Annotated in this window: 21 protein-coding genes and 2 pseudogenes; 15 read left to right on the forward strand and 8 right to left on the reverse strand. The window is 68.5% G+C overall.

Annotation, left to right across the window (positions count from 1 at the left end; all coding sequences use genetic code 11):
- Positions 1 to 9 precede the first annotated feature (9 nt).
- The 6 genes from ACH4J0_RS37965 (at position 10) to ACH4J0_RS37990 (ending at position 7827) form a co-directional block, all read left to right on the forward strand.
- A complete protein-coding gene (locus ACH4J0_RS37965; RefSeq protein WP_396245755.1) occupies positions 10 to 936 on the forward strand; it encodes a VOC family protein in 927 nt (308 codons plus the stop codon).
- A gap of 265 nt (positions 937 to 1201) precedes the next feature.
- Positions 1202 to 2425 (forward strand): MFS transporter, encoded by a 1224-nt coding sequence (locus ACH4J0_RS37970; RefSeq protein WP_396245756.1) that lies wholly within the window; start codon positions 1202 to 1204, stop codon positions 2423 to 2425.
- 11 nt (positions 2426 to 2436) lie between these two features.
- Positions 2437 to 3924 (forward strand): bifunctional 3-(3-hydroxy-phenyl)propionate/3-hydroxycinnamic acid hydroxylase, encoded by a 1488-nt coding sequence (locus ACH4J0_RS37975; RefSeq protein ID WP_396245757.1) that lies wholly within the window; start codon positions 2437 to 2439, stop codon positions 3922 to 3924.
- Between the two features lie 17 nt (positions 3925 to 3941).
- Positions 3942 to 4763, forward strand: a complete 822-nt coding sequence (locus tag ACH4J0_RS37980) for an SMP-30/gluconolactonase/LRE family protein (protein ID WP_396245758.1) — start codon at positions 3942 to 3944, stop codon at positions 4761 to 4763.
- Positions 4760 to 6760 (forward strand): acetoacetate--CoA ligase, encoded by a 2001-nt coding sequence (locus ACH4J0_RS37985; protein ID WP_396245759.1) that lies wholly within the window; start codon positions 4760 to 4762, stop codon positions 6758 to 6760. Before ACH4J0_RS37980 ends, ACH4J0_RS37985 begins: the two co-directional genes overlap by 4 nt.
- Before the next feature lie 104 nt (positions 6761 to 6864).
- Positions 6865 to 7827, forward strand: coding sequence for an amidohydrolase family protein (locus ACH4J0_RS37990; RefSeq protein ID WP_396245760.1), 963 nt, complete (start codon positions 6865 to 6867; stop codon positions 7825 to 7827).
- A gap of 315 nt (positions 7828 to 8142) precedes the next feature.
- Here ACH4J0_RS37990 and ACH4J0_RS37995 read toward each other — a convergent pair whose 3' ends face one another.
- Both ACH4J0_RS37995 and ACH4J0_RS38000 read right to left on the reverse strand, forming a co-directional pair.
- Positions 8143 to 8328: a hypothetical protein gene (locus ACH4J0_RS37995; RefSeq protein ID WP_396245761.1), complete on the reverse strand. Its 186-nt coding sequence runs from the start codon at positions 8326 to 8328 to the stop codon at positions 8143 to 8145.
- Positions 8329 to 8340: 12 nt separating this feature from the next.
- Positions 8341 to 8835: a TetR/AcrR family transcriptional regulator gene (locus ACH4J0_RS38000; protein ID WP_396245762.1), complete on the reverse strand. Its 495-nt coding sequence runs from the start codon at positions 8833 to 8835 to the stop codon at positions 8341 to 8343.
- Positions 8836 to 8971: 136 nt separating this feature from the next.
- Between ACH4J0_RS38000 and ACH4J0_RS38005 the strand changes: the two genes are divergently transcribed.
- From ACH4J0_RS38005 to ACH4J0_RS38025, 5 genes are all read left to right on the forward strand, one after another.
- The gene (locus tag ACH4J0_RS38005) at positions 8972 to 9586 is read left to right on the forward strand and encodes an NAD(P)-dependent oxidoreductase (protein WP_396245763.1); all 615 of its coding nucleotides are present in this window, start codon (positions 8972 to 8974) and stop codon (positions 9584 to 9586) included.
- A gap of 232 nt (positions 9587 to 9818) precedes the next feature.
- Positions 9819 to 10571, forward strand: a complete 753-nt coding sequence (locus ACH4J0_RS38010; protein ID WP_396245764.1) for an SDR family NAD(P)-dependent oxidoreductase — start codon at positions 9819 to 9821, stop codon at positions 10569 to 10571.
- 639 nt (positions 10572 to 11210) lie between these two features.
- The gene (locus ACH4J0_RS38015) at positions 11211 to 13406 is read left to right on the forward strand and encodes an MMPL family transporter (RefSeq protein ID WP_396245765.1); all 2196 of its coding nucleotides are present in this window, start codon (positions 11211 to 11213) and stop codon (positions 13404 to 13406) included.
- A 56-nt stretch (positions 13407 to 13462) separates the two neighbouring features.
- Positions 13463 to 14194 (forward strand): response regulator transcription factor, encoded by a 732-nt coding sequence (locus tag ACH4J0_RS38020; RefSeq protein WP_396245766.1) that lies wholly within the window; start codon positions 13463 to 13465, stop codon positions 14192 to 14194.
- Positions 14191 to 15636, forward strand: coding sequence for a sensor histidine kinase (locus ACH4J0_RS38025; protein WP_396245767.1), 1446 nt, complete (start codon positions 14191 to 14193; stop codon positions 15634 to 15636). Before ACH4J0_RS38020 ends, ACH4J0_RS38025 begins: the two co-directional genes overlap by 4 nt.
- A gap of 715 nt (positions 15637 to 16351) precedes the next feature.
- On the opposite strand, the gene ACH4J0_RS38030 is transcribed toward ACH4J0_RS38025, so the two are convergent.
- Complete coding sequence (locus ACH4J0_RS38030; RefSeq protein WP_396245768.1) at positions 16352 to 17275, reverse strand: VOC family protein; 924 nt, start codon at positions 17273 to 17275, stop codon at positions 16352 to 16354.
- A gap of 675 nt (positions 17276 to 17950) precedes the next feature.
- Between ACH4J0_RS38030 and ACH4J0_RS38035 the strand changes: the two genes are divergently transcribed.
- Positions 17951 to 18223 carry a hypothetical protein gene (locus ACH4J0_RS38035; RefSeq protein ID WP_396245769.1) on the forward strand — a complete coding sequence of 91 codons (273 nt, stop codon included), beginning with the start codon at positions 17951 to 17953 and terminating at the stop codon, positions 18221 to 18223.
- 151 nt (positions 18224 to 18374) lie between these two features.
- Entirely contained in the window at positions 18375 to 19268 is an 894-nt protein-coding gene (locus tag ACH4J0_RS38040; protein ID WP_396245770.1) for a hypothetical protein, read from the forward strand.
- Positions 19269 to 19730: 462 nt separating this feature from the next.
- Here the strand turns inward: ACH4J0_RS38040 and ACH4J0_RS38045 are convergent, their stop codons facing one another.
- The gene (locus ACH4J0_RS38045; RefSeq protein WP_396245775.1) at positions 19731 to 19934 is read right to left on the reverse strand and encodes a hypothetical protein; all 204 of its coding nucleotides are present in this window, start codon (positions 19932 to 19934) and stop codon (positions 19731 to 19733) included.
- 30 nt (positions 19935 to 19964) lie between these two features.
- Between ACH4J0_RS38045 and ACH4J0_RS38050 the strand changes: the two are divergent.
- Both ACH4J0_RS38050 and ACH4J0_RS38055 read left to right on the forward strand, forming a co-directional pair.
- Positions 19965 to 20832 (forward strand): annotated as a pseudogene (locus tag ACH4J0_RS38050) (integrase core domain-containing protein).
- Positions 20833 to 20968: 136 nt separating this feature from the next.
- Positions 20969 to 21448: a hypothetical protein gene (locus ACH4J0_RS38055; RefSeq protein WP_396245771.1), complete on the forward strand. Its 480-nt coding sequence runs from the start codon at positions 20969 to 20971 to the stop codon at positions 21446 to 21448.
- Positions 21449 to 21687: 239 nt separating this feature from the next.
- On the opposite strand, the gene ACH4J0_RS38060 is transcribed toward ACH4J0_RS38055, so the two are convergent.
- The 4 genes and pseudogenes from ACH4J0_RS38060 to ACH4J0_RS38075 form a co-directional block, all read right to left on the reverse strand.
- Positions 21688 to 22545 (reverse strand): class I SAM-dependent methyltransferase, encoded by an 858-nt coding sequence (locus tag ACH4J0_RS38060; RefSeq protein WP_396245772.1) that lies wholly within the window; start codon positions 22543 to 22545, stop codon positions 21688 to 21690.
- A gap of 23 nt (positions 22546 to 22568) precedes the next feature.
- Positions 22569 to 22913: a VOC family protein gene (locus tag ACH4J0_RS38065; RefSeq protein ID WP_396245773.1), complete on the reverse strand. Its 345-nt coding sequence runs from the start codon at positions 22911 to 22913 to the stop codon at positions 22569 to 22571.
- A 1-nt stretch (position 22914) separates the two neighbouring features.
- On the reverse strand, positions 22915 to 23094 hold the full coding sequence (locus ACH4J0_RS38070) for a CopG family transcriptional regulator (RefSeq protein ID WP_280685940.1): 180 nt from the start codon (positions 23092 to 23094) through the stop codon (positions 22915 to 22917).
- Between the two features lie 334 nt (positions 23095 to 23428).
- Positions 23429 to 23709 (reverse strand): annotated as a pseudogene (locus ACH4J0_RS38075) (IS3 family transposase); the annotation flags it as partial.

Consider the following 23709-nt stretch of genomic DNA (forward strand, 5'->3'; position numbering starts at 1 on the left):
GGGCACACCATGGTCTTGCACCGACTGCAGTCACTCACCGTCGGCGTGCCGAACGTGGCCGAGGCTGCTGACTACTACGTCGACTTCGGACTCGAACAGGTGGCACCCGGACGGTTCGTCACCGTCGAAGGCGGTGAACAGTTCTTCCTCGAACATTCCCCCGTCCGGCGCCTGCTGGCGATGACGGTCGCCGCCGACGACGGCGACGACCTGGACCGGATCGCCGCGAACCTGGAACGGCTCGAGCTGTCCTGCGAACGCGACGCCAACGCCCTGCGTACCACGGAACCCATCGCCGGTATCTCGGTGGAAGTGCGCATCGCACCCCGGCTGACCCGGATCACCGTGCCGGCCACCCCGTACAACGGTCCCGGACGCCTGGACCGTGCCGGCACCCGAGCACCCGTACTCTCCCGCACCAACCCGGTCCGGCCCCTGGCCCTGGGCCACGTCGTCATCGGTTCGGTGGAACAGGAGTCGACACAGCGGTTCTTCACCGAAGGACTCGGATTCAAGGTCAGCGATGTCGTGCCCGGCTCAGCCGCGTTCCTGCGCTGCTCCACCGACCACCACAACGTCCTGGTGCAGCAGGCGCCGCTCAACTTCCTGCACCACACCTCCTGGCAGGTGACGGATGTCGACGAGGTGGGCCGGGGCGCCACGCGCATGCTCACCGAGCATCCGGAACGCCATGTGTGGGGGCTCGGCCGCCATCACATCGGCTCAAACTTCTTCTGGTACCTCAAGGATCCGGCCGGCAACTTCAGCGAGTACTACGCCGACATGGACTGCATCGTCGACGACCAGCTGTGGACGCCACGGTCCTTCGAAGGAATGCAGGCGCTCTACACCTGGGGGCCTCCGCCGCCGCCGTCATTCCTCGCTCCCGAAGACCTGGCCGCGCTGATGGCCGGCGCCCATAAGGCCAACAACTGAGAGCGCCCGCCACCGTAGACCGCGACGAGGCGCGTTGCCCCGCCCGCATCACACGGATGGGGCCCCGAGTCGCATTCCTGCGCCGACCCCCCGTCGGCGAGCCGCACAGAGACACCTTCGCCCCTTTCCCGCAGCGCCGCGGTCAGCAGTCGCGACGGGTGAGACTGCTGAAATCGGAGCCGGAACATTGAGCACACCAGCCTTCGTCCGTCGGCGCGGCCGACCGTCCCCGGGCCCTTCATCGCGGTCAGGCACCGCACTCGCCGTGGGCCTGGCTGTGATGACGCTGGAGGGCTTCGACCTCGTCGCCTACGGTGCGACCACTCCGCTGCTGCTGGGCTACCGTCCCTGGCACCTCTCCGTCGCCTTCGTCGGCCTGCTCGGCAGCCTCACTCCGATCGGCATGCTCGTCGGCTCCCTGCTGGTCGGCCAGTTCACCGACCGGTTTGGCCGGCGCCGCACGACCCTGATCAGTATCGCGGTGGTCAGTGCCGGGATGTTCGCCTGCGCCGTGGCACCCCTTCCATCACTGTTCGGCGCCGGCCGATTCGTCGTCGGGCTCGGTGTCGGTGCGATCTACCCGGCGATGGGCCCACTGATCTTCGAACTGGCCCCGGACAGGCGAAAGAACCTTTACTCGGGCATCGTCCAGTGTGGGACCGCCATCGGCGGTTCGTTCGCGGCCCTTGTCGCCAACACACTGCTGAGTGGGCACGGTTTCCACCAGGAGTACCTGGTCGGCGGCATCGCCGGTCTGCTTCTGTTGCCCATGGCCTTCGTCTGGCTGCCCGAGTCCACGGAGTACCACCAGGCGGTCAGCGCGTCGACCCCGGACCTCGGCAACCGTGGTGTCCGGCTGGTGCTCAGACCGCCCTACCGCGGCACCACCCTGATGTTCTGCGCCATGGCGGCCCTGTCGTTCTTGCTCATCTTCGGCATGAACACCTGGCTGCCGCGGCTGATGCAGACGGCGGACTATCCGCTGCAGGACTCACAGACCTTCCTCGTGCTGCTGAACCTCGGTGCCACCGTCGGCGGGCTCGCGATGGCACTGCTGGCTGACCGTGCCGGATCGAGGGGCCCGATCACGGCCAGTTTCGCCCTCGGAGCCGCCGCGATCGCAGCCATGAGCGCCCAACTGCCACTGCCGGTGCTCTACGGCATAGTGATAGTCGGCGGCTGCGGCGCGGTCGGCGTCCAGGGACTGATCAACGTGTACATCTCACGTTCCTACCCGGTGACCGCAAGGGCCAGCGCGGTGGGTGTCGCGCTCGGGGTGGGCCGCATCGGCGCCATCGCCGGCCCCACGTTCGGCGGCTGGATCCTCGCGGCCGGCCTGGAACCCCGCTGGAACTTCGTCCTCTTCGCCGTCCCTGCCGTCCTCGGCGCAGTCCTCGCCCTGGCTGTCGGCGGACGGACATCCCAGAACCAGGGCCGTCTCGCCCCCGCGCCGCGCGCCAAAGAGCCGACGGCCGGACACACAAAATGAAAGAGCGCATCATGGATACCTACGACATCGCCGTCGTCGGCTGCGGCCCGGTCGGACTGGCTCTCGCACGACTGTTGGCCATGAAGGGGCTCCGGGTCGCCGCCATCGACCCCAACCGGCTCGTCTGCCAGCATCCGCGCGCCACGCATCTCGACGACGAGACCATGCGCCTTCTGCAGACCCTCGGCGCGCAGGACATGGAGCACCGGTTCCTGCGCCAAGCTGCCTGGACACTGCACCGGGAGGACGGGCAGGCCTTCCTCCAGCAGACGCTGCCCGAGGAGGAATCCGACCAGGGCTGGCGCACCGACTACCAGTTCCACCAGCCCGACTTCGAGTCGCGGCTGCGGGGTCTGCTGGCGGCCGACGCGAACGCAGACCTCTGGTTCGGCTGGACGGCCACCGCGATCGAGCAGGACGACAAAGCGGTGCGGCTCACGCTCCTCGACCGGTCGACCGGAGCCGAAACTACTCTCACGGCCGGCTACGCCGTCGGCTCGGACGGCGCCAACTCCTTCGTCCGGCAGGCGATGAACGCCGAAGTTGAGGACCTCCACGGCACTCAGCGTTCCCTCATCATCGACATCCACCCCTTCGAACACCCTGCACAGCTCCCGGCGGACAGCGGATTCATCTGGTGCGAGGGGAAGCGGCCCGTGACCTACGTCCCGATCTTCCCGCCCATGCTCCGCTTCGAGTTCATGCTGCTCGACGAGGACGACGCGGCAGAGCTCGAACGACCGCAGTCGGTGTACGACCTGCTGAGCCGCTGGCTGGACCCGGGCAGCTACCGCATCATGCGTACTGACACCTACGAATGGCACGCCCGGCTCGTGCACGGCTGGCGGTCCGGCCGCCTGCTGCTCGCCGGCGACGCCGCGCACGAAATGCCTCCCATGCTCGGCCAGGGCATGTGCTCCGGGCTGCGCGATGCCGCGAACGTGGCGTGGAAGCTCGCCGCCGTGGTCAAGGGCGAAAGTCCCCAAACCCTGCTCGACACCTACGAAAGCGAGCGGGCTGCGCACGTACGCCCTTACATTGAGGAATCCGCTCGGCAGTCCAACCTGATCGAAGCCCTCGGAATGGGCGCGTTCCCGGAGCTGAACGGAACGCAGACGATCGAGAGGTACCGGCCGCTGCTAGGGCCAGGCGTGGTTGCCCAGCCCGGCGGAGCCATCGGGCAACTGAGCCCGCAGCCACGCGGCGCGAACGGGGAGAAGCTGGACGATGTGAGCGGATACGGCTTCACCGTCGTGGGGAAGCCGGAGGTCACCTCCGCCGTGTCCGTGGACGTGCAGCAGCTATGGCGCCAACTCGGCGTAGTGGCCGTTGCGGAGACGGGGCCGGTCATCGACCGCTGGCTGGCCGAACACGCGGCGGCAGCGGCAATCATCCGTCCGGATCGCTACACCTTCGCGCTCGTCGCCGACACGGCGGAACTGGAACGGGCCACCCGCGACCTGGCGCGGGCGGCATCGGTACAGGGGGTGGGCGCGTGAAGGAGTACGCGGCCGGAATGACGTGGGGGGAGGGCCCCCGCTGGCAGCGCGGCGCACTGTGGCTGTCCGACACCCAGGGCGGAAAGCTGTGGACCGACCATGACGGCCCCTGGCGCGGCATCCCGCTGGATGCCATCCCCAACGGCCTTTGGTTCCTGCCGGACGGGCGGCTGGTCGGGGCCATGATGCATCAACGGCGTATCGGCGTGTGGACCGGCGAGCAATTCGACACCTACGCGGACCTGAGCGCGGTGGCCACCGGTCCGCTCGGCGACATGGTCGGCGACCCGCACGGCAACCTTTACGTGGATGACGTCGGCTTCGCCGCGCACGCCGGTGAGCCACTGCGACCGGGTCGGCTGCTGCGCGTTGCTGCGGACGGAGCGGTACACGTGGCCGCCGAAGACGTTGAGTTCCCCAACGGGCTGGCCTTCGCCGGCGACGGCCGCACCCTGGTTGTCGCCGAGACCACCCGGCAACGACTGACCGCCTTCACCGTCGCAGACGACGGTGCCCTGACGGACCGTCGCACCTACGCCGACCTCGCCCACCTGATCGGCGACGACGTCCGGCCGGACGGAATCTGGGCCACACAGGACGGAGTCTGGGTGGCCACCACGACCGGACACGCCGTCGCCCTGGTGCGGGAGAACGAGCTGGTCACCTCGATCGGCACCGGGACGCTGCTGCCGATCGCATGCTGCAGCGACGGCGGGAACCGGCTCTTCGTCACCCTCGCCGACACCCATGGCCTTCCCTTGGGCGAGGCCATGGCCACAAAGGCAGTGCACACGACGGTCGCACTGCTCGACGTAGCAAAGGCGGGGGACACCTCATGAGTACGAAGCCACCGGACTGGACCCCGACGACACAGGCTGTCGAAAATGCCCGGATCACCGACTTCGCGCGGTTCGCCTCACAGCACGCAGGACGTGACCTGAGCGGTGACTACCACAAGCTGTGGGCGTGGTCGGTTGACGACGTGAACGGCTTCTGGGCCGCGGTGTGGGACTACTTCCGTCTGCCCGAGCGCCCAGCGGGACCCGCGCTGGCGACCGAGGCCATGCCGGGAAGCGTGTGGTTCCCCGGCAGCACGCTGAACTACACGGCCGAGGTGTTCCGCGACCGGACCGGCACCGACACCGCCGTCATCACGGTGACCGAGGACACCGGCCCGGTGGCCGTCACCTGGGACCAACTGCGCCGCCAGGTCGCCTCACTCGCCCAGGCACTCACCGGACTTGGCGTGCGCATTGGTGACCGGGTGGTGGGATACCTCCCCAACGGGGTACAGGCCATCACAGCCTTCCTCGCCACTGCCAGCCTGGGCGCGACCTGGGCGGTGTGCGGGCAGGACTACACCGCGGCCGCGGCCGAAGCACGGTTCACACAACTCCAGCCGACCGTGCTGATCGCAGCGACCGGCTTCCTGTACGGCGGGAAGCACATCGACCGCTGCCCCGACGTAAAAGCCCTGCGCGACGCACTGCCGACCCTGGCGGCGACCATCGTTGTAGGGGACGCGGCACGGGTGCCCGACGCCCTTGGGTGGTCCGCGCTCACCGAGCACGACGCCGACTTCGCACCCCGCCCCGTCCCGTTCGACCATCCGCTGTGGGTCGTGTTCTCCTCGGGCACGACCGGCCGGCCGAAGGGCATCGTGCACGGGCACGGCGGGGTCGTGCTCGAGCACCTCAAAAACCTGGGCCTGCAGCTTGGCCTGCGCGCCGGGGACCGCCTGCTGTGGCACACCACGCCGAGCTGGATGATGTGGAACGTCTTGGTCGCGGGTCTGCTGCTGGGTGCCACAGCCGTGTGTTACGAGGGCAGCCCGACGTATCCCGATACCGGTGCGCTCTGGCAGCTCGCGGCCGGCGTGGAGGTGAAGGTCCTGGGTACCAGCCCCGGCTACCTGGCGGCGTGTCGCAAGGCCGGCGTGCGGATCACCGACCACTGTCCGGCCTCGCTCGAGCGCCTGGGCGTCACCGGTTCGACGTTCACCGGCGACCTGCAGCACTGGGTCGCGGGTGAACTCGGGCCCCGGGCACAGGTGATGTGTACCAGCGGCGGCACCGACGTGGTCACCGCGTTCCTCGGTGCCACCCCCACCACTCCGGTCTGGGCCGGGGAGCTGTCCGCCCCCTGCCTGGGCGTGTCCGTGGAAGCCTTCGGCCCGGACGGGAAGCCGGTGCGGGGCGAGGTGGGGGAACTGGTAGTACTCCGGCCGATGCCGTCGATGCCGCTCTTCTTCTGGGACGATCCGGACGGCTCCCGCTACCGCGACGCCTACTTCGACGTGTACCCGGGAGTGTGGCGGCACGGCGACTGGATCACCATCACCGAACAGGGCTCGGTGATCATGCATGGCCGGTCCGACGCGACCCTGAACCGCCACGGCATACGCATGGGCAGCAACGACATATACGGCCCGGTGGAGGAGCTCAAGGAGATCGCAGAAGCTCTCGTCGTCGGGATCGAGCAGGACGGCGGCGACTACTGGATGCCGTTGTTCGTCACCACCACCGACGGCACCGACGTCGACGACGTGCTGCGCGAGAAGATCCGCCACGCCATACGCCACGGAGCCTCCCCCCGCCACGTACCCGACGAGATCATCCAAGCCCCCGGTATCCCGCACACCCGCACCGGCAAGAAACTCGAAGTCCCCGTGAAACGACTGCTGCGCGGAGACGCTCAGGACACCGTGGTCGACCCCGGCAGCGTCGACAGACCAGAACTCATCGACTGGTACGCACGGATCGGCGCCGCTCACCGTACGCGACGTGGCACCGCTCTCGGTTCCGCTCCGTCCCGATCAGCGAACGGCAGGCCCTAGAGCATTGAACGCTGCCCCGGGCTGCCCGAGGCCGAGGCCAGCAGCATCGTTCCTGGTAGCGGGGCCAGCCATACCACCACAAGGCACGACTAAGGAGCCCTGCCATGACCTACATCGCGTTGGAAGAAGCTTTCATCATCCCGGAGTTGTTCTCGCGCCAACCCTCGTCGCCCCAGAAGATCCAGGTCAGCGACCAGTACGTGAAGGACTGGGGACGACGCCTCGGTGACTTTGAGGAGCACCGTCTTCCCGACATGGACGCACACGGCATCGACATTCAGGTCCTGTCGCTGAGCGTCCCCGGCATCCAGGCCGACACCGACGCCGGCGCCGCCGTCGACAACGCCCAGTTCGCCAACGACTTCCTCGCCCAGACCATCGCCCGCCACCCCACCCGCTTCAGGGGGTTCGCCGCCCTGCCCCTGCAGGACCCTGCCGCCGCCGTGACCGAACTCCAACGCTGCGTCGAGCAGCTCGGATTCAAAGGTGCCTTGGTCAACGACCACACGCAGGGCCGATACCTGGACGATCCCGCATATGACGAACTGTGGAGCGCGCTGGAAGAGCTCCGTGTGCCGTTGTACCTGCATCCCGGCTCGCTGCCCTGCGACGACTGGCACGTGATGCGCGGACGGCCCGAGATGTACGGGGCCAGCTGGAGCTGGCAGGCCGAAACCGGCGGCCACGCCATGCGGCTGATCTACGCCGGAGTGTTCGACCGGCACCCCGCCGCAACCCTGATCCTCGGGCACCTCGGCGAGTTCCTGCCGTTCCAACGCTCCCGCATCGACTCGCGCTACCGCTCGCTCCGGATCGACGAGCCGCTCCAGCGGATGCCGTCGCAGTACTTCGGGAGCAACATCCTGATCACCACGAGCGGGGTACTGGCCCCGGAGGCCGTACAAGCCGCCGTGCTGACCATCGGGGCCGACGCGGTCATGTTCGCGGTCGACTACCCGTACGAGGTCACGGCCGACGCGGTGGCCTCGATCGAGAAGGCTGACCTCCCATCCCAGGTGAAGGAGAAGATTGCCCATCTGAACGCCAGACGTGTGCTGCGCATCTGACCGTAGCGCCTCGTCGGCAAGGTCACCCAGCTCGGGCAGGGGGTCTGATCCGGAGAAGACGGCGTGGCGGGCGGCCGCTCGGCAGTCGTGGGATGTTCGCCGAACAGGAGCGCCAGACCCCGCCGGTGCGACTCCCTGTTCTGCTGCTTCGGCTGGGCATCGGAGTCAGCCGACGGCCGCACCATGTTCTGCCGCCCCCTACTTGTCTTGCTATAGGCCGCCGCGCCGACCTTCGGCGCGGCGGCAGGAGCGGCGGCGCCGACGGGGGAGGAGGCGGACACCGGCATCGCACCCTCCCCGGCGCGTGATCAGCTGTCAGATGGAGTCCGGGGCCAAGCCCGGGGCATCCCCGCACTGGGGCAGGAGGGCCGCAATCTCGTCTGCCGGGCGGGCTGTGTGCAGGCTGAGCAGGTCGGCGATCAGGTCGTCCAGGGGTGGCCAGGGAAGGTTCCCGTGGTCGTTGTAGAGGCTGACCAGACCGTGCAGGGCGGTCCAGAGCATGAGGCCGGCCTGCTACTGCTGCTCCGCCGAGGGCCGCCTGCGCTCCCCCTCGGCGGCGGCCGCCAGGGAGGTCACGACGGCCTCGAGCGGTTCGGCCCCGGCGCCGTGCGCTGATCCGGGGACGAGGTCGTCCGGCATCCGTCCGCCGAAGAGAGTGCGGTAATGGCCGGGCTGGCCGACTCCCCAGCGTACGTAGGCCGCGCACCGGGCGGCCAGGTCGGCCAGTGGATCTGGGACCGACTGCGCGGCCTGGTCCATCAAACGGGCCAGTTCCTCATAGCGCAGCCGCAGCACGTGCTGGATCAATGCGCTCAGGTCGGGGAAGTGGCTGTAAATGCTGGCAGGTGCCACCCCGACCTCACGCGCTACCTGCCGCAGCGTCAGCGTCTCCGGCTGATCAAGAGTGGACAGCAGCTTCGCCGCGGCGTCCACGAGCTGGGCCTTGAGAACCTGCCCCTGCCCGCGTGGATTGCGGCGACGGGGAGCGGAGCGCTCCTGAGGCGACATCTTCGCCCCCCTTCTGACCGGTGCGAACAGTTGAGCAACAGACGTTCACCGTACAGGCAGCTCACGCCTTGACATCACTAACCAACGGTTGTTTACTCAAGTAGCCAACAGTTGTTCAGTTAAAGGGTGAGTGATCATGCGCATAGCCGTACTCGGAGCGTCAGGGCGGACCGGCAGCGCGCTCGTCGACAAAGCGCTGGAACGGGGACACGAGGTCGTGGCCCTGGTTCGCACGCCGGCCAAGGTCACCGTGCCTGCGTCGCAGCAGGTCGAGGTCCGGAAGGCGGATGTCACCGTCCCGCAGAGCTTCCCCGACCTGACCGACGTCGACGTGGCCGTCTCTGCCATCGGTATCGGTAAGGGCGACGGCCCGGGCGCACTGGTCGCCGGGGCCAGGGTGCTCGCGGCGGCGAACGTTCGCGCGACGGTATGGCTCGGCGCACTGGGCTCGGGCGTGTCGAGTCGATCGGGTGGGCTGATCTATGCGGGGGTGATGCGGATGTTCGTCGGCTCGGAGCTGGCCGAGAAGGTCGAGGCCGACCAGATCGCCCTGGATGCCGGCGCTACGGTGTTCCACGCCCCGGACGTCACCGATGGCCCTCTCAGTCCTACCCGCCACATCGTGCCACTGGCGGACCTGCGGCGTCCGCTGCTGCCGCCCCGAATCTCCCGGGTCACGCTGGCCTCCTTGTTGCTGGATGAGGCCGAGACGGGCCGGCACGGTACCGGAATCGTCGTACCCCTGAGTTAGTCATCGGTTGACACGGCAACCCCCGTTGTCCCGGGGGCGGGAGCGAACCACCATCGGCAACCGCGATCGCGGTTGTGTGGACGGCCGTGCCCGGCACCGACGCGTGACAGGGGGTTGCCCCTCGTCCGGCACGCCGAGGTCAACGGTCACCGGCCGTCGCGGTACCCCGAAACAAGGTCGCCCGGGCGAATTAGGCATCGCCTGGTGCGAGTAACTGCATCGGAAGGTCATCATGAGCAACTTCTCAGGAAAAATCGGACTCGTGACGGGTGCTGGAAGCGGAATCGGCCGCGCGACAGCGATCGAGCTGGCCCGGCAGGGCGCCACCGTCACCGTCACCGACATCAACGAGGCAACAGCCGTCGAGACCACCGAAATGATCAGGAAGGACGGCGGAGAGGCACTGGCACTCAGCGTCGACATCGCCGACGAGGACGCGGTGCGGACGGCCGTCGAACGCACGGTCGAGACGTACGGCGGCCTCGACTTCGCCGTGAACAACGCGGGCCTCGACTCGCACCACCGGCAGCTCGACCAAATGAGTCTGGAGGAGTTCGAGCGCGTGACCCACGTCAACCTGGGCGGGACCTTCCTCTGCATGAAGTACGAGCTGCCCGCCCTGCGCAGCCGCGGCGGCGGCGCGATCGTCAACGTCGCCTCCAACGGCGGCCTGTACGCAATCCCGACCGCCCCCGCCTATGTGGCAGCCAAACACGGCATCGTCGGGCTCACCAAGGTCGCCGCCGTGGACTACGCGCCGCACAACATCCGCGTCAACGCCGTCTGCCCCGGCCCGACCCGTACACCCGGCTTCGAAAGGGTGGCGGCCGGCACCGACTTGATCGCGATGCAGGAGGCGATCACCCCACTCGGCCGGATGGCCACATCGGAAGAGGCCGCCGCAGCCGCAGTTTGGCTCTGCTCGGACGCCGCGTCCTACATCACCGGGATCGCGCTGTCGGTCGACGGCGGACGGCGGGCATAGTCATCGCGGTCGAGGAGTGCACGGCCGCCGAAGCCCTCAGCCTGCCCCGACCTCGGAACATCCGCACCACACACGGACGGAGTCGTCAGCGACCCGACGACGGCTCACGAACGATCGAGGCTGACGCTTGTCGCAACATTCCTTGATCATTAGGGGTGTGCTGATGGCGAGGCCGGGTGCAGGCATCAGGCGCTGAGGGCGGCAACGGTCGCCCCGCCGTGACCACGGCCGCCGGTGGACGAGGCGGGCTGTACGCCGGGTTCTGTGCCCAGGGACCTCGGGGTCGTCGGGGCGTGGCCATCCATCCCGTGTGCTGCTCCGGAAGCCCTGAGGGTGCGTCGGTGGGTGAGGATGCAAAGGGCGCGTTCCCGTCGACGATCGGGGAGCATTGTCCGAGGCGAGGTGCGGCGTCGGGTGTTGCAGCGGCTGGCGCAGCGGAACGCAGCGTGGCGAGCGGTGTCCGCACTGCTGCCGACCGCGCTCATACTCCTTCCCCGTCTCGTTCGCAGGCGTCGGCGAACGCACCGCGCCGTCTCGCCCAAACCGGCAAGGAACCGTCAACCACAGGGTTAGTCGGCCGTCAAGTGTCCCGACCAGCATCAGTCATGTCACTTCCACCACTTGATGAGAGATTTGGTCATGGCTACGTTCCTGTACCGGCTGGGCGCTTTCGGTGCCCGCCGGTGGCGCACGATGCTGATCGGATGGCTGGTCGCCCTGGCAGCCATTGTCGGCCTGGGACTGCTGTTCCCCGGCTCATTCCAGAACACCGATTCCATCCCCGGTTCCCCGGCGCAGACCGCGCTGACGAAGATGGACCAGCACTGGCCGGACCCGGACAAGCAGTCCGCGCGGGTCGTCTTCCAGGCGCCGCCTGGTCACAAGCTGACCGAGCGCGCGCTGCGGCAACCGTTGCAGAGCGGCCTCACGGCGGCCGGTCACGTCAGTGGTGTGACCTCGGTCGGCGATCCCTTCAAGGGCGGTCCGGTCTCGGCAGACGGTCGGACCGCGGTCGCCGATGTGACCTTCACGACGGCCAAGGACAGCGACGTCCCGGCCGGCACGCTGGACGCTCTGAAGGCCACCGGGGCCTCCGCGGAGAAGGCCGGTCTGAAGGTGGTGTACGGCGGTGACGCCTTCGCGCCGCCGACGTCCCCGGCGACCGAGTTGATCGGCATCCTCGTCGCCCTGGCGATCCTGTTCATCACCTTCGGTTCGATGCTGGCGGCCGGGATGCCGCTGCTTACCGCTGTCTTCGGCGTGGTCGGCAGCATGATGGCAATCTTGGGCCTGTCCTCAGTGGTCGGAATCTCCAAGAACGCCCCCACCCTGGCGATCATGCTCGGTCTTGCGGTCGGCATCGACTACGCGCTGTTCATCGTCTCGCGTCACCGGTCGCAGCTCGCAGGGGGCATGCCCGTCAGGGAATCGGTGGCGAGGGCCACCGCGACCGCGGGCAGCGCGGTCGTGTTCGCCGGGGCGACCGTGCTCGTCGCCCTGGCCGGGCTGTCGGTCGCCGGTGTGCCGATGCTGACCTCCATGGGCCTGGCCTCGACGGGCGCCGTCGCGATGGCCGTGATCATGGCGCTGACACTGCTGCCCGCCCTGCTGGCCGCCTTCGGGCGCAGGCTCATTCCCAAGCCGGGCTCACGGGCGGCCCATGCCGCCCACCCGGACAAGGCGACCATGGGCACGAGGTGGGTGGGCGGTGTTCTGCGGCACCCGGTGCGCAATCTGATCGTCGTGACCGTCGGGCTCCTGGCGACCGCCGCCCCCGCTCTGCAACTGGAGACGGCCCTGACCGACGACGGGTCGTGGTCGAAGTCGACGTCCACCCGCCAGGCGTACGACACGATCAGCGGTGCCTTCGGCCCCGGCGCCAACGGCCCGCTGATTGTCCTGGTCGAGGGCGACAACGCCACGGCCACAGCCACGACAGTCGAGAAGAAACTGCATGACGTACACGGCATTGCGGACATCAGCGGGATCGAAATCGCGAAGGACCGGGCGGCCGCACGTATCCAGGTCACCCCGACCACCAGCCCGCGCAGTCAGGCCACCAGCGATCTGGTCTCCCGTCTGAACACGGCCACCGCACCAATCGCCCGGCAGGGCGGCAGCTATGTTGCCGTCACCGGCCAGACCGCGGTCAGTATCGATGTCTCCACCAAGCTCAGCGGCGCGCTGATCCCGTTCGCAGTCGTCGTCGTGGGCCTGTCCCTGCTGCTGTTGATGATCGCCTTCCGGTCCATCGCCATCCCCGTCAAGGCCACCGTCGGATTCCTGCTCTCGGTCGGCGCGGCCTTCGGCGCGACCGTCGCCGTCTTCCAGTGGGGGTGGCTGTCCGGACTGCTGGGCGTGCCCAGTCTCGGCCCGGTCGCCAGCTTCGCCCCCATCATCGTCATGGCAGTGCTCTTCGGCCTGGCCATGGACTACGAGGTGTTCCTCGTCTCCGCGATCCGCGAGAACTACGGCCATCGCAAGGACGCCCTCCGTGCGATCGCCGTCGGAGCACGCAACGCCTCACGGGTGGTCACCTCCGCCGCCCTGATCATGATCACGGTCTTCGTCGCCTTCTTGTTCGGCGAGGACCCCGACGTCATGCCGATCGCCTTCGCACTCGCTTTCGGCGTCCTGGTCGACGCGTTCCTGGTCCGGATGACCCTCGTGCCCGCGGTCCTCGCTCTGCTCGGCGACCGCGCCTGGCGGATCCCGCGCCGCCTGGACCGCATCCTGCCGCACCTGGACGTCGAAGGCGACAACGTCAAGCTCGACCAGGTGCCCGCGACAGCACTCGACGGGCCCCATCGGGAGAGCGAGTCCGTGGCACGGTGAACAATTCCGCCGATATTGGGGAGCGGGAGGCCGCCGTCCCAACTCAAGGAGCGCAGATGAGTGTCAGGGATGTCCCTGCCGACGCCGGCCAAGGCCCCGACAGCGTCCTGGTCATCGACGACGACCCTGGTATCCGGCAGTTGCTGATCTCCGCGCTCACTTTCGCCGGATTCACCGTGGACGTGGCGGGCGACCTGACCGAGGCGCTGACCCAGGTCGCCCGCCGCTCGCCCGACGTCATCGTCCTGGACGTCATGCTCCCCGGGGCGGACGGCTTCGAGATCCTTCAGCTTCTGCGGGAACAGGGCATCACAGTCCCCGTGCTGTTCCTCACCGCACGTGACGCGGTGGAGGACCGGGTTCGCGGCCTGCGCCTGGGCGGCGACGACTACGTCACCAAGCCGTTCAGCGTCGTCGAGGTCGGCGCCCGCCTCCAGGCACTGCTCCGCCGGGCCCGAGGCGGCCCGCCCACCGCGGAGGAGTCGACACTGTGCTGCGCCGACCTGGAGATCGACGACCTGCGCCACGAGGTGCGCCGCGGCGGCGACGTCATCGACCTGTCGCCCACCGAGTACCGGCTCCTGCACCACCTCATGTCCCACCAGAACCAGGTGCTGTCCCGATCGCAGATCCTCGAAGCCGTCTGGCAGTACGACTTCGGCGGCGACTCGGTCGTCGTCGAACGCTTCGTCTCCAACCTCCGCCGCAAGATCGACCACGGCCGCACCCCGCTGTTGCACACCGTGCGCGGCGTCGGCTACACCCTCCGACAGCAGGCCGCCCGATGAACCTCGCCGGCCTCCACGGCCGCCTGCACTTGTCCCGCGCCAGCGTTCGACTGCGCATCCTGGCCGGACTCGCCATACTGCTCGTGGCCGGGCTGACGGCCAGCTCGGTGACCAGCGCGCTGCTGCTGGAGGACTTCCTCCACAAACGCTACGCCCGCACCCTGCAGGACACCGCCGCCCGTATGCGGGCCGTCATCGCGCAGGGTCCCCAGGTCGCCAACGGTGACCAGCTCTCCGCTCTGGTGGGCCCGCCGCTGGGCAGCATCGCCGTCGACGGGCACGACCGGATCCTGATGTCCACCGGAGCGGCCGACCTCGCCCCCCAAGCGCTGGTACGCCTCACCGCCGCCGTCCCAGTGGGTCGCGTCGTCGCTTACGACAACATCGAGGGCCTGGACGACCTCAGCGCCATCCGCATTCCCAGCCCCGGCATCACCCTGGAGAAGGCGGGCGAATCCGTGAAGCCGGCCGCGTTCATCCTGGCCATCGACACCTCCGTCGACGACTCCACCACCGACGCCCTGATCGCCCGCCAACTGGCCATCGTCGCCGGCGCTCTGGTCCTGCTGCTCGCCCTCGCCGTCCTCGTGCTACGGCTGGGCATGCGGCCGCTGGCCAAGATGGCCGACAGCGCCGACGCCATCGCCGAAGGACACCTGACCGAACGCCTTCCCTTTCGCGGAAACCGCAGCGAGACCGACCAGTTGGCCGAAGCTGTCAACCGGGCCTTCGACGCACAGGCCCGCGCTGAGGCCACCGTCCGCTCGCTGGCCGCGGACACCTCGCACGAACTGCGCACTCCGCTGTCCACCATCTCCGGCTGGCTCGACCTGCACCGCCAGGGCGGACTCACCGGGCCGCGGCTGGAGACCGCCCTCGGCCACATCGAGAACGAGGTCGGCCGCATGCGGTTGCTGGTCGAGGACCTCTCGCTGCTCGCCCGCCTCGACGCCGGCAGGCCCATCGAGCAGGACCCTCTCGATCTGACCGCGCTGGCCGCCAGTGTGGTGGAGGACGCGCAGGTCATCTACCCCGACCGCAGCATCACGCTGACCGCCGGTGGACCCGCCCAGGTGACCGGCGATACCGCCCGCCTTCAGCAGGTGCTGCGCAACCTCGTCGGCAACGCTGTCCAGCACACCCCGGCACAGACCGCCGTGCAGGTCGCCGTCACCACCACCCCCGGACGCGTCCAGGTCGAGGTGGCCGACGACGGCCCCGGCATCGCACCCCAGGACCTGCCGCGCGTCTTCGAGCGCTTCTGGCGTGCCGAGGCCAGCCGCAGCCGCGCCTACGGCGGTTCCGGCCTGGGCCTGGCCATCGTGGAGGCGATCATCCATGCCCACCACGGTCAGGTCTCGGTGGAGTCCACTGTGGGCGCCGGCACCACCGTCACCGTCCGACTCAACGCGCAGCGCACCGGTACCGCGCCGCGGGACTGACCATCAACCCCCGCCTGGCGGCGCGTCCATCAGTGGATTTCCGCTGCACTGCGGCGTGCTCGTCTCCACGATGTTGCGGCCCTTGTAGTCCTCGGCGCCGAAGCCGATGGGTCGCCTGGGGTGTATGCGGCGGTGGGCGCTTGAGAATGCCTCCCGGTGTGATCGCGGAATCAGCGGCCCACGCTGCGAGAGTGGCGTCGACGCACCCGAGCGCGGCCGCGATCAGCGAATGCGGCGCGGTTCGGCGGCGTCAGACGCATCCGTCCCGAGCCGCCGCGCGATCTCCGGTCGAAGCAGCGGATATCAGCGAGCGTTCTTCTCGTGGTGCGCCGCGGCCAGAGTGGTTGGCGAGAAGCGTGACCAGCTTGTGCCCTCGGTCCGCGTCGTCGGTGTAGCGACGAGTGATGGTGCCGAGTGCATTGACGGCCGGCCGGATTCCGCCTCACCGTCTCCGAAACGGTCCACGCGCACGGCCTGCGGCACTGCCACTACCGCGGCCTGGCGAAACGCATGTCCAGCACGTGCTCACCGCTGCCGGGGCCAACATCATCCGTCTCAGCGAACACTTCCCACCAGGCATTACACCAGCATCGCCGCCTCGACCACCCAGCCACTTCCAGCAGCTCTGCCGAAGGCTCCCCACCTAGAGATCACCAACAGCATCCAGTAGTTGAGCCAGAGCCGCTGAACGTGAACAAAGCCAGGTGGGTGAACGTCAGCGGGCCGAGTGGGTGCCGGCCATCAGCGTGGCGAGGTCCTCGGGCTGCAGGAAAGAGGGGGGAGGGGGCGGGCCCCAGCTGAAGAGGCTCTTGGCTGCCTCCCAGACCCCGGGCTTCCACAGCGCGTCGTCGACGACGCAGTCCATGTCGGAGTAGTACTCGGAGAAGTTGCCGGCCGGGTCCTTGAGGTACCAGAAGAAGTTCGAGCCGACGTGGTGGCGTCCCAGACCCCAGATGTGGCGCTCGGGGTGCTCCCGCAGCATCGCCGTGGCGCCGCGGCCGATCTCGTCGACGTCGTCGACCTGCCACGAGGTGTGGTGGACGAAGTTGACGGGCGCGCTTGACACCAGGATGTTGTGGTGCTCGGTCGAGCAGCGCATGAACGAGGAAAGCCCGGGTACCTCGTCGCTGATCTTCAGGCCGATGCCCTCGGCGAAGAAGCGCTGGCTGGCCTCCCGGTCCGTCGAGCCGATGACGACGTGTCCGAGCTTGCGCGGACGGACCCTGCCCTCGCGCAGGATCCCCGGGGCGCGGCCGGTGCCGCGGTCCGTGCGGCCCGGCCCGTTGTACGCCGTCGTCGGCGCCTCCGGTTGCTCGATGCGCGGGGTGACCGTCACCTCGACCTGTACGCCGGTGATCGGCTCAACGGCGGCGACGCGCGTGTCCGAGGTGTCCGCCTTCAGATCGAGTCGGCGCAGCCGGGACTCGATAGCGCCGATGTCGTCGGGGTTCTCCGCGCCGATCGACAGCGCCACGAGCTGGCGGGCGGGTGAGGCGACGAGGCGGAGCTGGCGGCCTCCGTCGGCGGTGGAGAGCCAGCCGTCGTCCTCGCGGGTCAGCCCGAACTCCTCGTAGTACCGGGTCGTGGCGTCCAGGTCGGGGACGCCGATCGTGACCGAGCTGAGTCGGTGCAGGGCCATCAGGAGACCTCCTTGGTCGCCTCGGCGACGAAGCGCTGGCGCAGCTCGCCGATTCCGTCGAATGGCGTGCCGCGCAGTTGACGGATCGTAGGCGGGGGCGGACGCGGGATCGGGGTCGACCCCGGCGGATCGCGGGAACCGGACCTGCCCGCCGATCCACGGTACGGACATCAGCCGCCGAACTGCGCGAACTTCTCAGCACGGCTGCTCACCCCGCAGGTCTCCGCCGCCTTGACAGCGATAACCTACACTTGTTTACTCATCTCGCCAACAGTTGTTCAGTCACGAGTTGGGCCGGGACCGCACCACGGTGGTCGGCGCGACCGGAAGGACCGGTCGTCGGTTCGTCGACTCCGCCCTGGACTCCGCCCTGGACTCCGCGCCGGACCGCTCGCGGATCTACGACGTTCCATCCTGTCGCCGCGCTCATGCCGGGGCGGCGCGGGTTCTTTCGAGGACCGGTGCCGGACCCCGGGGGTGATCCACTCGCGCTTCCCCGTCGGACGCCGGGATCGCTCCGGGCCCAGGGGCCGGAGCGTTCGGGACGTCGGGCGGTACCGCACACGAAGGGCGCGACGGACCGTCAGACAACCGTCAAGCGCAGCGCGGGCTGGCCGTCAAGCGGGCCGGTGAGGATCGCTGTTGTCACTTCCAGTATCTGAAAGGGATTGGGTCATGGCTTCGCTCCTGTACCGGCTGGGCGCCTTCGGCTTTCAACGGTGGCGGACGATGACGGTCGGCTGGCTGTTCGTCCTCGGGGCCGTCGTCGGCCTGGGAGTGGAGTTCCACGGATCGTTCCAGAACAGCGGATCCATCCCCGGCTCCCCGGCCCAGACCGCGCTGACGAGGATGGGCCGGCCCTGGCCGGACCCGAACGGCATCGGTGATCCGGACGCGAGGCGCTCGGGCGGGTCCCGCGCTCGATCCGCGTGGACGAAAGTCTGCTGACGGGCGATCACCCAGGCGAACACCGAAGGATCCCGGCCGCAGGTCGCCTTCCAGCGGATCACGTCCGTTGCCCGACGGCCGACAGACGTGATCCGCCACCGCACGGCCGAACGCGTCTTCGGTATCGGCCAGGCCGCACCATCGTCCCCCTGTGGACGTCACCGCTCGCTGTGTGCCCTTCTTACCAGCGACTGAGCAGAGAGAACGGATCATCATGCGTATCGCAGCGCCCGGCGCTCGGACATCTGCCGCCGCGTCCGCGGGACGGCTCGCCGTCAAGGTCCCGGAAATCACGGCCCTGTTCTGGGTCGTCAAGATCCTCACCACCGGGATGGGTGAGACCTTCTCGGACTTCCTGGTTAGCCACTTGAACCCGGGACTCGCCCTGGGCAGCGGCGCGATAGCGTTCACGGTGGCGCTGATCGCCCAATTCCGCACCGACCGCTACCGCATCTGGATCTACTGGTCGGCCGTGACCATGGTGGCCATCTTCGGCACCATGGTCGCCGACGCTCTCACCTACCTGGCCGGTCTTCCGTACCTGGTGACGACGGCGGGGTGCTTGATAGTGCTCGCCGTGGTCTTCGTCTGGTGGCATGCGAAGGAGAAAACCCTGGATGTGCACAGCATCACCACTCCGCGCCGGGAACGCTTCTACTGGACGATGGTGATGACCACCTTCGTGCTCGGAACCGTCGCCGGCGATCTGACAGCCGACTTGCTGCACCTGGGGTACCTGGGTTCGACCGTGGTGTTCGCCATCGCCATCGCAGTCCCGGCCGCCGCGCACCGCTGGGCGGGTCTGGGGACCGTCGCCGCGTTCTGGTCCGCCTACATCATCACCCGTCCGCTCGGCGCCTCGATCACCGACTGGCTGTCCCAGTCGCGTCATGACGGCCTGAACTTGGGGACCGGATGGATCAGCCTCGGCGCGACGATCGTCATCGTCGCGCTGCTCGGACTGCTGACGACGCGCGGCGACCGCCCGGCCGCCGGCCTGCGCTCCGACGCCGTCCGCCCCGGCGAGGCGGACGCCTCGCTGTAGGTGTCCAACGTGGTGGCGCAGGTCAAAGCGGGTTGCGGGCGAATTTCGCAACCCGCCCGCAACCCGGTCAGCAACCCGGCCCGGGCCGACCATCAAGGTCTCCACCAGAGACCTTGATGGGTCATCAAGGTCTCCAACGGAAACCTTGATGACCCCCGGTGTCAGCGGCCAAGATCCTTGGTTCTGATCCACTCTCTGTGGAGCGATGACGGTACGTCACCTGGCCATGGGATGATCAACGTCCGTGTGACTACAGCGCGTTCTGGACGGCCTTCTCCCACCTGGCTCTCGTAACCGTTGAGGAGGTCGTCGTGGTCTCCGGGACCGAGCTCTTCTCGGCGCGGAGTTCGACCCGGCAGTGCGGGTGCCGATAAATCATCTGTCCAGGTCGCAGCCTTGATCGCCGGTCTCCGGCCATGCTCGTGCTCGCCCGGGGCCTTCATCTACACGGGCATCAGCGCATCATGATCTGTCCTGCTGCTGCGCCTGACCTACCTCGCCGCGACCAACACGCTGACGCTCCTGCGCCTGCTGCCGATGAGCGATCGTGAGAAAGACATCGAAATCCTCGCGCTCCGGCACCAACTCCTCGTCCTGCAGCGCCGGGTCGGCAAGCCCGCCTTCACTGCCACCGACCGCGCGTTCCTCGCCGGCCTGCTCCACCACCTCCCCACCGACAAGCTGCGGCGCCTCCTGCTGCTGGTCCGCCCAGAGACGGTCCTACGATGGCACCGCGACCTGCTCAAACGGCGCCACGCCGCGACCTGCGTGCCGAAGCGCCGCGGGCGCCCGCCCACCGTCCGCTCGATCCGCGCACTGGTCCTGCGCCTCGCCCGCGAGAACGGCTCGTGGGGCTACCGCCGCATCCACGGCGAACTCGCAGCCCTCGGCATCAAGGTCGCCGCCTCCACCGTCTGGGAGATCCTCAAGGAACACGGCATTCCACCCGCACCCGAACGACAGAGCACGACCTGGGCCGGCTTCCTGCGCAGCCAAGCCGAGGCACTGCTTGCCTGCGACCTCTTCGAGACCCGCACCCTGACCGGGGCCCGCCTGTACATCTTTGCCGCCATCGAGCACTCACCGGCGCCTCCGAATCCTGGGCGCCACCGCACACCCGACGGCAGAGTGGATCGTGCAGCTCGGACGCAACCTCCTCATGGACCTGGAAGACGCCGGCAGCAGGACCAATTTCCTGATCCGGGACCGCGACGCCAAGTTCACCGCCGCCTTTGACGCCCTACTCACCGACGCCGGACTCGAGGTCATCACTACCGGCATCCAGATACCCCGGATGAACTCCATCATGGAGCGCTGGATACAGACCTGCCGACACGAGCTCCTCGACCGCACCCTGATCTGGAACCAGCGCCACCTCCTCCACGCACTCCGCGAGTTCGAGACCCACTACAACGAGCACCGGCCATACCGAACACTGAAGCAAGCCGCGCCCCTGCGCCCATTACCCGAACCGATCAACCTGCCAGCGCACATCCCACGACTGGAAGTCCGCCGACGAGACCGACTCGGTGGAATCCTCCATGAGTACCAACATGCCGCTTGACCAGGCCGGATGATCAATCGGCACCCACACAGTCCCCGCATCCCGGCCGGGGAGAAGGAACGGCTTCGAGCCGAGCACGATCGCTCGACGCGCGTCCTGGAAGAGATCGACAAGGCGTCCGGAAAGGCCGAATGACATGGCGCTCAGCCAGGACCAGCGCGACCAAATCGAGCGGCGGATCCGCGCGGCCATCGACCGCTTGCTGGGCGGGCAGATTCCGCAGGGCGGGCCCTGCGACGTCAAGACGCTCGCCCGCGAGGCCGGCATCTCCCGCACCTCGCTCTACCGGACCTGGGGCCACCTCAAGGACGAGTTCGAGCAACGTCGGGCCGCCGCCTGGGCCTCCGGGCATCAACCCGACCCCCGCGAGGCCCGCATCGCGCGCCTGCGGGACCTCAACCAGCGGCTCACCAGCAAACTCGCCCGCACCCACAGCGAGTTCAACCAGCTCAAGGAGCGTCACCAGTTGTTGCTGTCCGCTCTCGCGGCCAAGGACGACGAGCTTCAGCGCCTCCGTCGTGAGATGAGTATGGTCAGCCGTGAGTTCCCAGTGCTGATCTCCGACGAAGGGCAGGGCGACGGCGTCAAGCGCATCGTCCCTCTGCCTCGCCGCTAGGCACTGTTCTGGCGATGCCGAGCAGAGCTGTCGGCGTACAGCTGAACGTCCCCAGCCACGTACGGATGAACGTGGCCCCTTCTTGATGCGTGTCGAGGACCCTTCCCCGGCACTCTGCTGCTTGGTCGGTGAGGCCACGTGATGAAAGGACCCAACGGCATCGCCGTCGGGTCCCGGGCCGCCGCCGAGGCGGACGACTGGCTGGACCGTCCTTGCCCGATTCGACAGGTCGACGAGGGTCAGGTGGTGGCGAGCAGCATGTCCTCTCCGGTCGACGGGCGAAGGCCGTCGGTGCGATCGGCGAAGTAGCGCCCGGCGTGCGAAGCCCCCGACACGTGTCGGGCGTCCGCGAAACCGGATTCGCGGGCGAGGGCCAGCATCTCCTTCGGGGTGTAGAAGCTGATGAACGGCGTTCCGGACGCTCGCGCACCTTCCCTGCTCGCCCGCAGGCCGGGGCGGTCGGCCTCGTCGAGCAGGTCGGGCGGCAGGAGGAAGGTCATCGCGAGTGTGGAGCCGGGGGCGAGCCCGGCGATCTGGCGCAGGGTGGCCGCGGTGGCGTCCTCGGTGAGGTACATGGTGACGCCGGTGGACGCGATGAACGCCGGCCGACCGGGGTCGAAGCCGACGGCAACCAGCTTCTTCAGCCAGTCCTCGCTCGCCTCGAAGTCGACCGGCACCAGCTGCAGCCAGTCGGGGATGCCGTAGCCCAGTTCGACCAACCGACGGCGCTTCCACGCCTGCGGGCCGGGCTGGTCGACCTCGAAGACCCGCAGGCGGGAGGCGGTCTCCGGCCTGCGCTGGGCGAAGGTGTCCAGCCCGGCTCCCAGGATGACGTACTGGGTGACGCCGCGGTCGGCCTGCTCGATGACCAGGTCCTCGATGAACCGGGCGCGGGCTGCCATGGCCGCCCGGAACCCGCTGGTGAGGTGCGGGTCCATGTCGGGCCGGTGGCGCCAGTCGCCGTCGGGGGCCGCCAGTTCCAGGCCGATCTCGTCCTCGAACACGTGGGGCGGCCGGTCGACCTGGACGTGCATCGACCGCCAGAGGGCGGTCCGCACCGCGGTGCCGTCCGGCGCCGCGGTCGCTTCGTCTGCCATGGTGTTCCCCTTCTCCGTCGCAGTCAGTTCTTGACCGGAGCCTGGAGGCTCCACAGCCGCCCGTCGGGGTCGCGGACCGTCATCAACCTGGTCCCGAAGTGGGTGTCCTCGAACGGCGTGACCACCTCGACGGACGGATCGGCACGGAACGCGTCCGCGTCCGGCACCTTAAGCACGACCTGCACCGGAGGCTCCCGGTCCTCGGGGACCTCCGCGATGAAGACGTAGGGACCGTCGCCGTTGCGGAGTTGGCCGGAGCTGTGGCCCGTCTCGAACTCCAGGTCGTAGCCCAGCGCCTGGAAGAAACGTGCCGCCTTGCCCCAGTTGTGGGTCTCCAGGAACAGGGCCTCGATTCCCTCGGTCGCCATGTCAGGCCTCCTTCTCGGTCGATTGGCACTCTTGCCCATGGGCGTCGTCGAGGTAGGCACGCAGCGCCTCGGCGACCAGTGCCGACAGCGACATGCCCGACTCGATGGCGCGGTACTTCACCTGCTTGATCAGCCCGATCGGCAGGTACACGTTGAACTGCTTGACTTCCTCATCGCCCACGAGACCAGGCTAACTCGTTGGCTAGCATGCTAGCAAGTTAGCCCGACCAAGACCCGGCGCGATCCCGAGGTGCTGCGGCTGGTACTCCGCGTCAGCCCGGTGCTTACCACCGCGCCAGTCCCCGAGGAGCAGGTGCCGCAGCAGGGAAACCTCCGGCAGGTCGCCGGGTAACTGGCCGACGCCGTCCGGGAGCCGGCTGCGGATGCGCGCGGCGGGCGACGGCAACGGGCAAGGCACGGCGTGCGGCAGGCCGGTGGCCCGGGTGATCGCCAGCGGCGCACGGTGGAGGCGGTGAGCACGGGAAGATGTCAAGTCAAGTGAGACGGTTGTGACGCTATGAGCTTTGTGGTGCGGGCTCGCGTCGTCGTGCGGGGTCGTTGATCCAGACCTTGCGGGGTATCTCGGGCGGGCGGGGGCGTCGGGGGAAGCGTTCGGGGTGGCGTTCGTAGGCTTCGGAGAGGGTGGCGGCCCGCTGGTCGCGGACCAGGTCGGCGGTGCCGAAGTGGACGGAGGCCGGGGAGTGCGGGCCGATCCCGGAGTGCCGGTGTTCGTGGTTGTAGTAGGAGGTGAACGCCTCCATCCACTCGCGGGCGTGCGCCAGGGAGTCGAACCGTT

The organism is Kitasatospora sp. NPDC017646 (assembly GCF_044329365.1).
In the GTDB taxonomy this organism is placed as follows: domain Bacteria; phylum Actinomycetota; class Actinomycetes; order Streptomycetales; family Streptomycetaceae; genus Kitasatospora.

Bases quoted from the DNA above. Each gene is read 5' to 3' on its own strand.
- ACH4J0_RS38065 (WP_396245773.1), bottom strand. From the start codon at position 22,913: ATGGCGACCGAGGGAATCGAGGCCCTGTTCCTGGAGACCCACAACTGG.
- ACH4J0_RS38005 (WP_396245763.1), top strand. From the start codon at position 8,972: ATGCGCATAGCCGTACTCGGAGCGTCAGGGCGGACCGGCAGCGCGCTC.
- ACH4J0_RS38025 (WP_396245767.1), top strand. From the start codon at position 14,191: ATGAACCTCGCCGGCCTCCACGGCCGCCTGCACTTGTCCCGCGCCAGC.
- ACH4J0_RS38030 (WP_396245768.1), bottom strand. From the start codon at position 17,275: ATGGCCCTGCACCGACTCAGCTCGGTCACGATCGGCGTCCCCGACCTG.
- ACH4J0_RS38000 (WP_396245762.1), bottom strand. From the start codon at position 8,835: ATGTCGCCTCAGGAGCGCTCCGCTCCCCGTCGCCGCAATCCACGCGGG.
- ACH4J0_RS37990 (WP_396245760.1), top strand. From the start codon at position 6,865: ATGACCTACATCGCGTTGGAAGAAGCTTTCATCATCCCGGAGTTGTTC.
- ACH4J0_RS38060 (WP_396245772.1), bottom strand. From the start codon at position 22,545: ATGGCAGACGAAGCGACCGCGGCGCCGGACGGCACCGCGGTGCGGACC.
- ACH4J0_RS38010 (WP_396245764.1), top strand. From the start codon at position 9,819: ATGAGCAACTTCTCAGGAAAAATCGGACTCGTGACGGGTGCTGGAAGC.
- ACH4J0_RS38020 (WP_396245766.1), top strand. From the start codon at position 13,463: ATGAGTGTCAGGGATGTCCCTGCCGACGCCGGCCAAGGCCCCGACAGC.
- ACH4J0_RS38015 (WP_396245765.1), top strand. From the start codon at position 11,211: ATGGCTACGTTCCTGTACCGGCTGGGCGCTTTCGGTGCCCGCCGGTGG.
- ACH4J0_RS38055 (WP_396245771.1), top strand. From the start codon at position 20,969: ATGGCGCTCAGCCAGGACCAGCGCGACCAAATCGAGCGGCGGATCCGC.
- ACH4J0_RS37985 (WP_396245759.1), top strand. From the start codon at position 4,760: ATGAGTACGAAGCCACCGGACTGGACCCCGACGACACAGGCTGTCGAA.
- ACH4J0_RS38035 (WP_396245769.1), top strand. From the start codon at position 17,951: ATGGCTTCGCTCCTGTACCGGCTGGGCGCCTTCGGCTTTCAACGGTGG.
- ACH4J0_RS37980 (WP_396245758.1), top strand. From the start codon at position 3,942: ATGACGTGGGGGGAGGGCCCCCGCTGGCAGCGCGGCGCACTGTGGCTG.
- ACH4J0_RS37965 (WP_396245755.1), top strand. From the start codon at position 10: ATGGTCTTGCACCGACTGCAGTCACTCACCGTCGGCGTGCCGAACGTG.
- ACH4J0_RS37975 (WP_396245757.1), top strand. From the start codon at position 2,437: ATGGATACCTACGACATCGCCGTCGTCGGCTGCGGCCCGGTCGGACTG.
- ACH4J0_RS37995 (WP_396245761.1), bottom strand. From the start codon at position 8,328: ATGCTCTGGACCGCCCTGCACGGTCTGGTCAGCCTCTACAACGACCAC.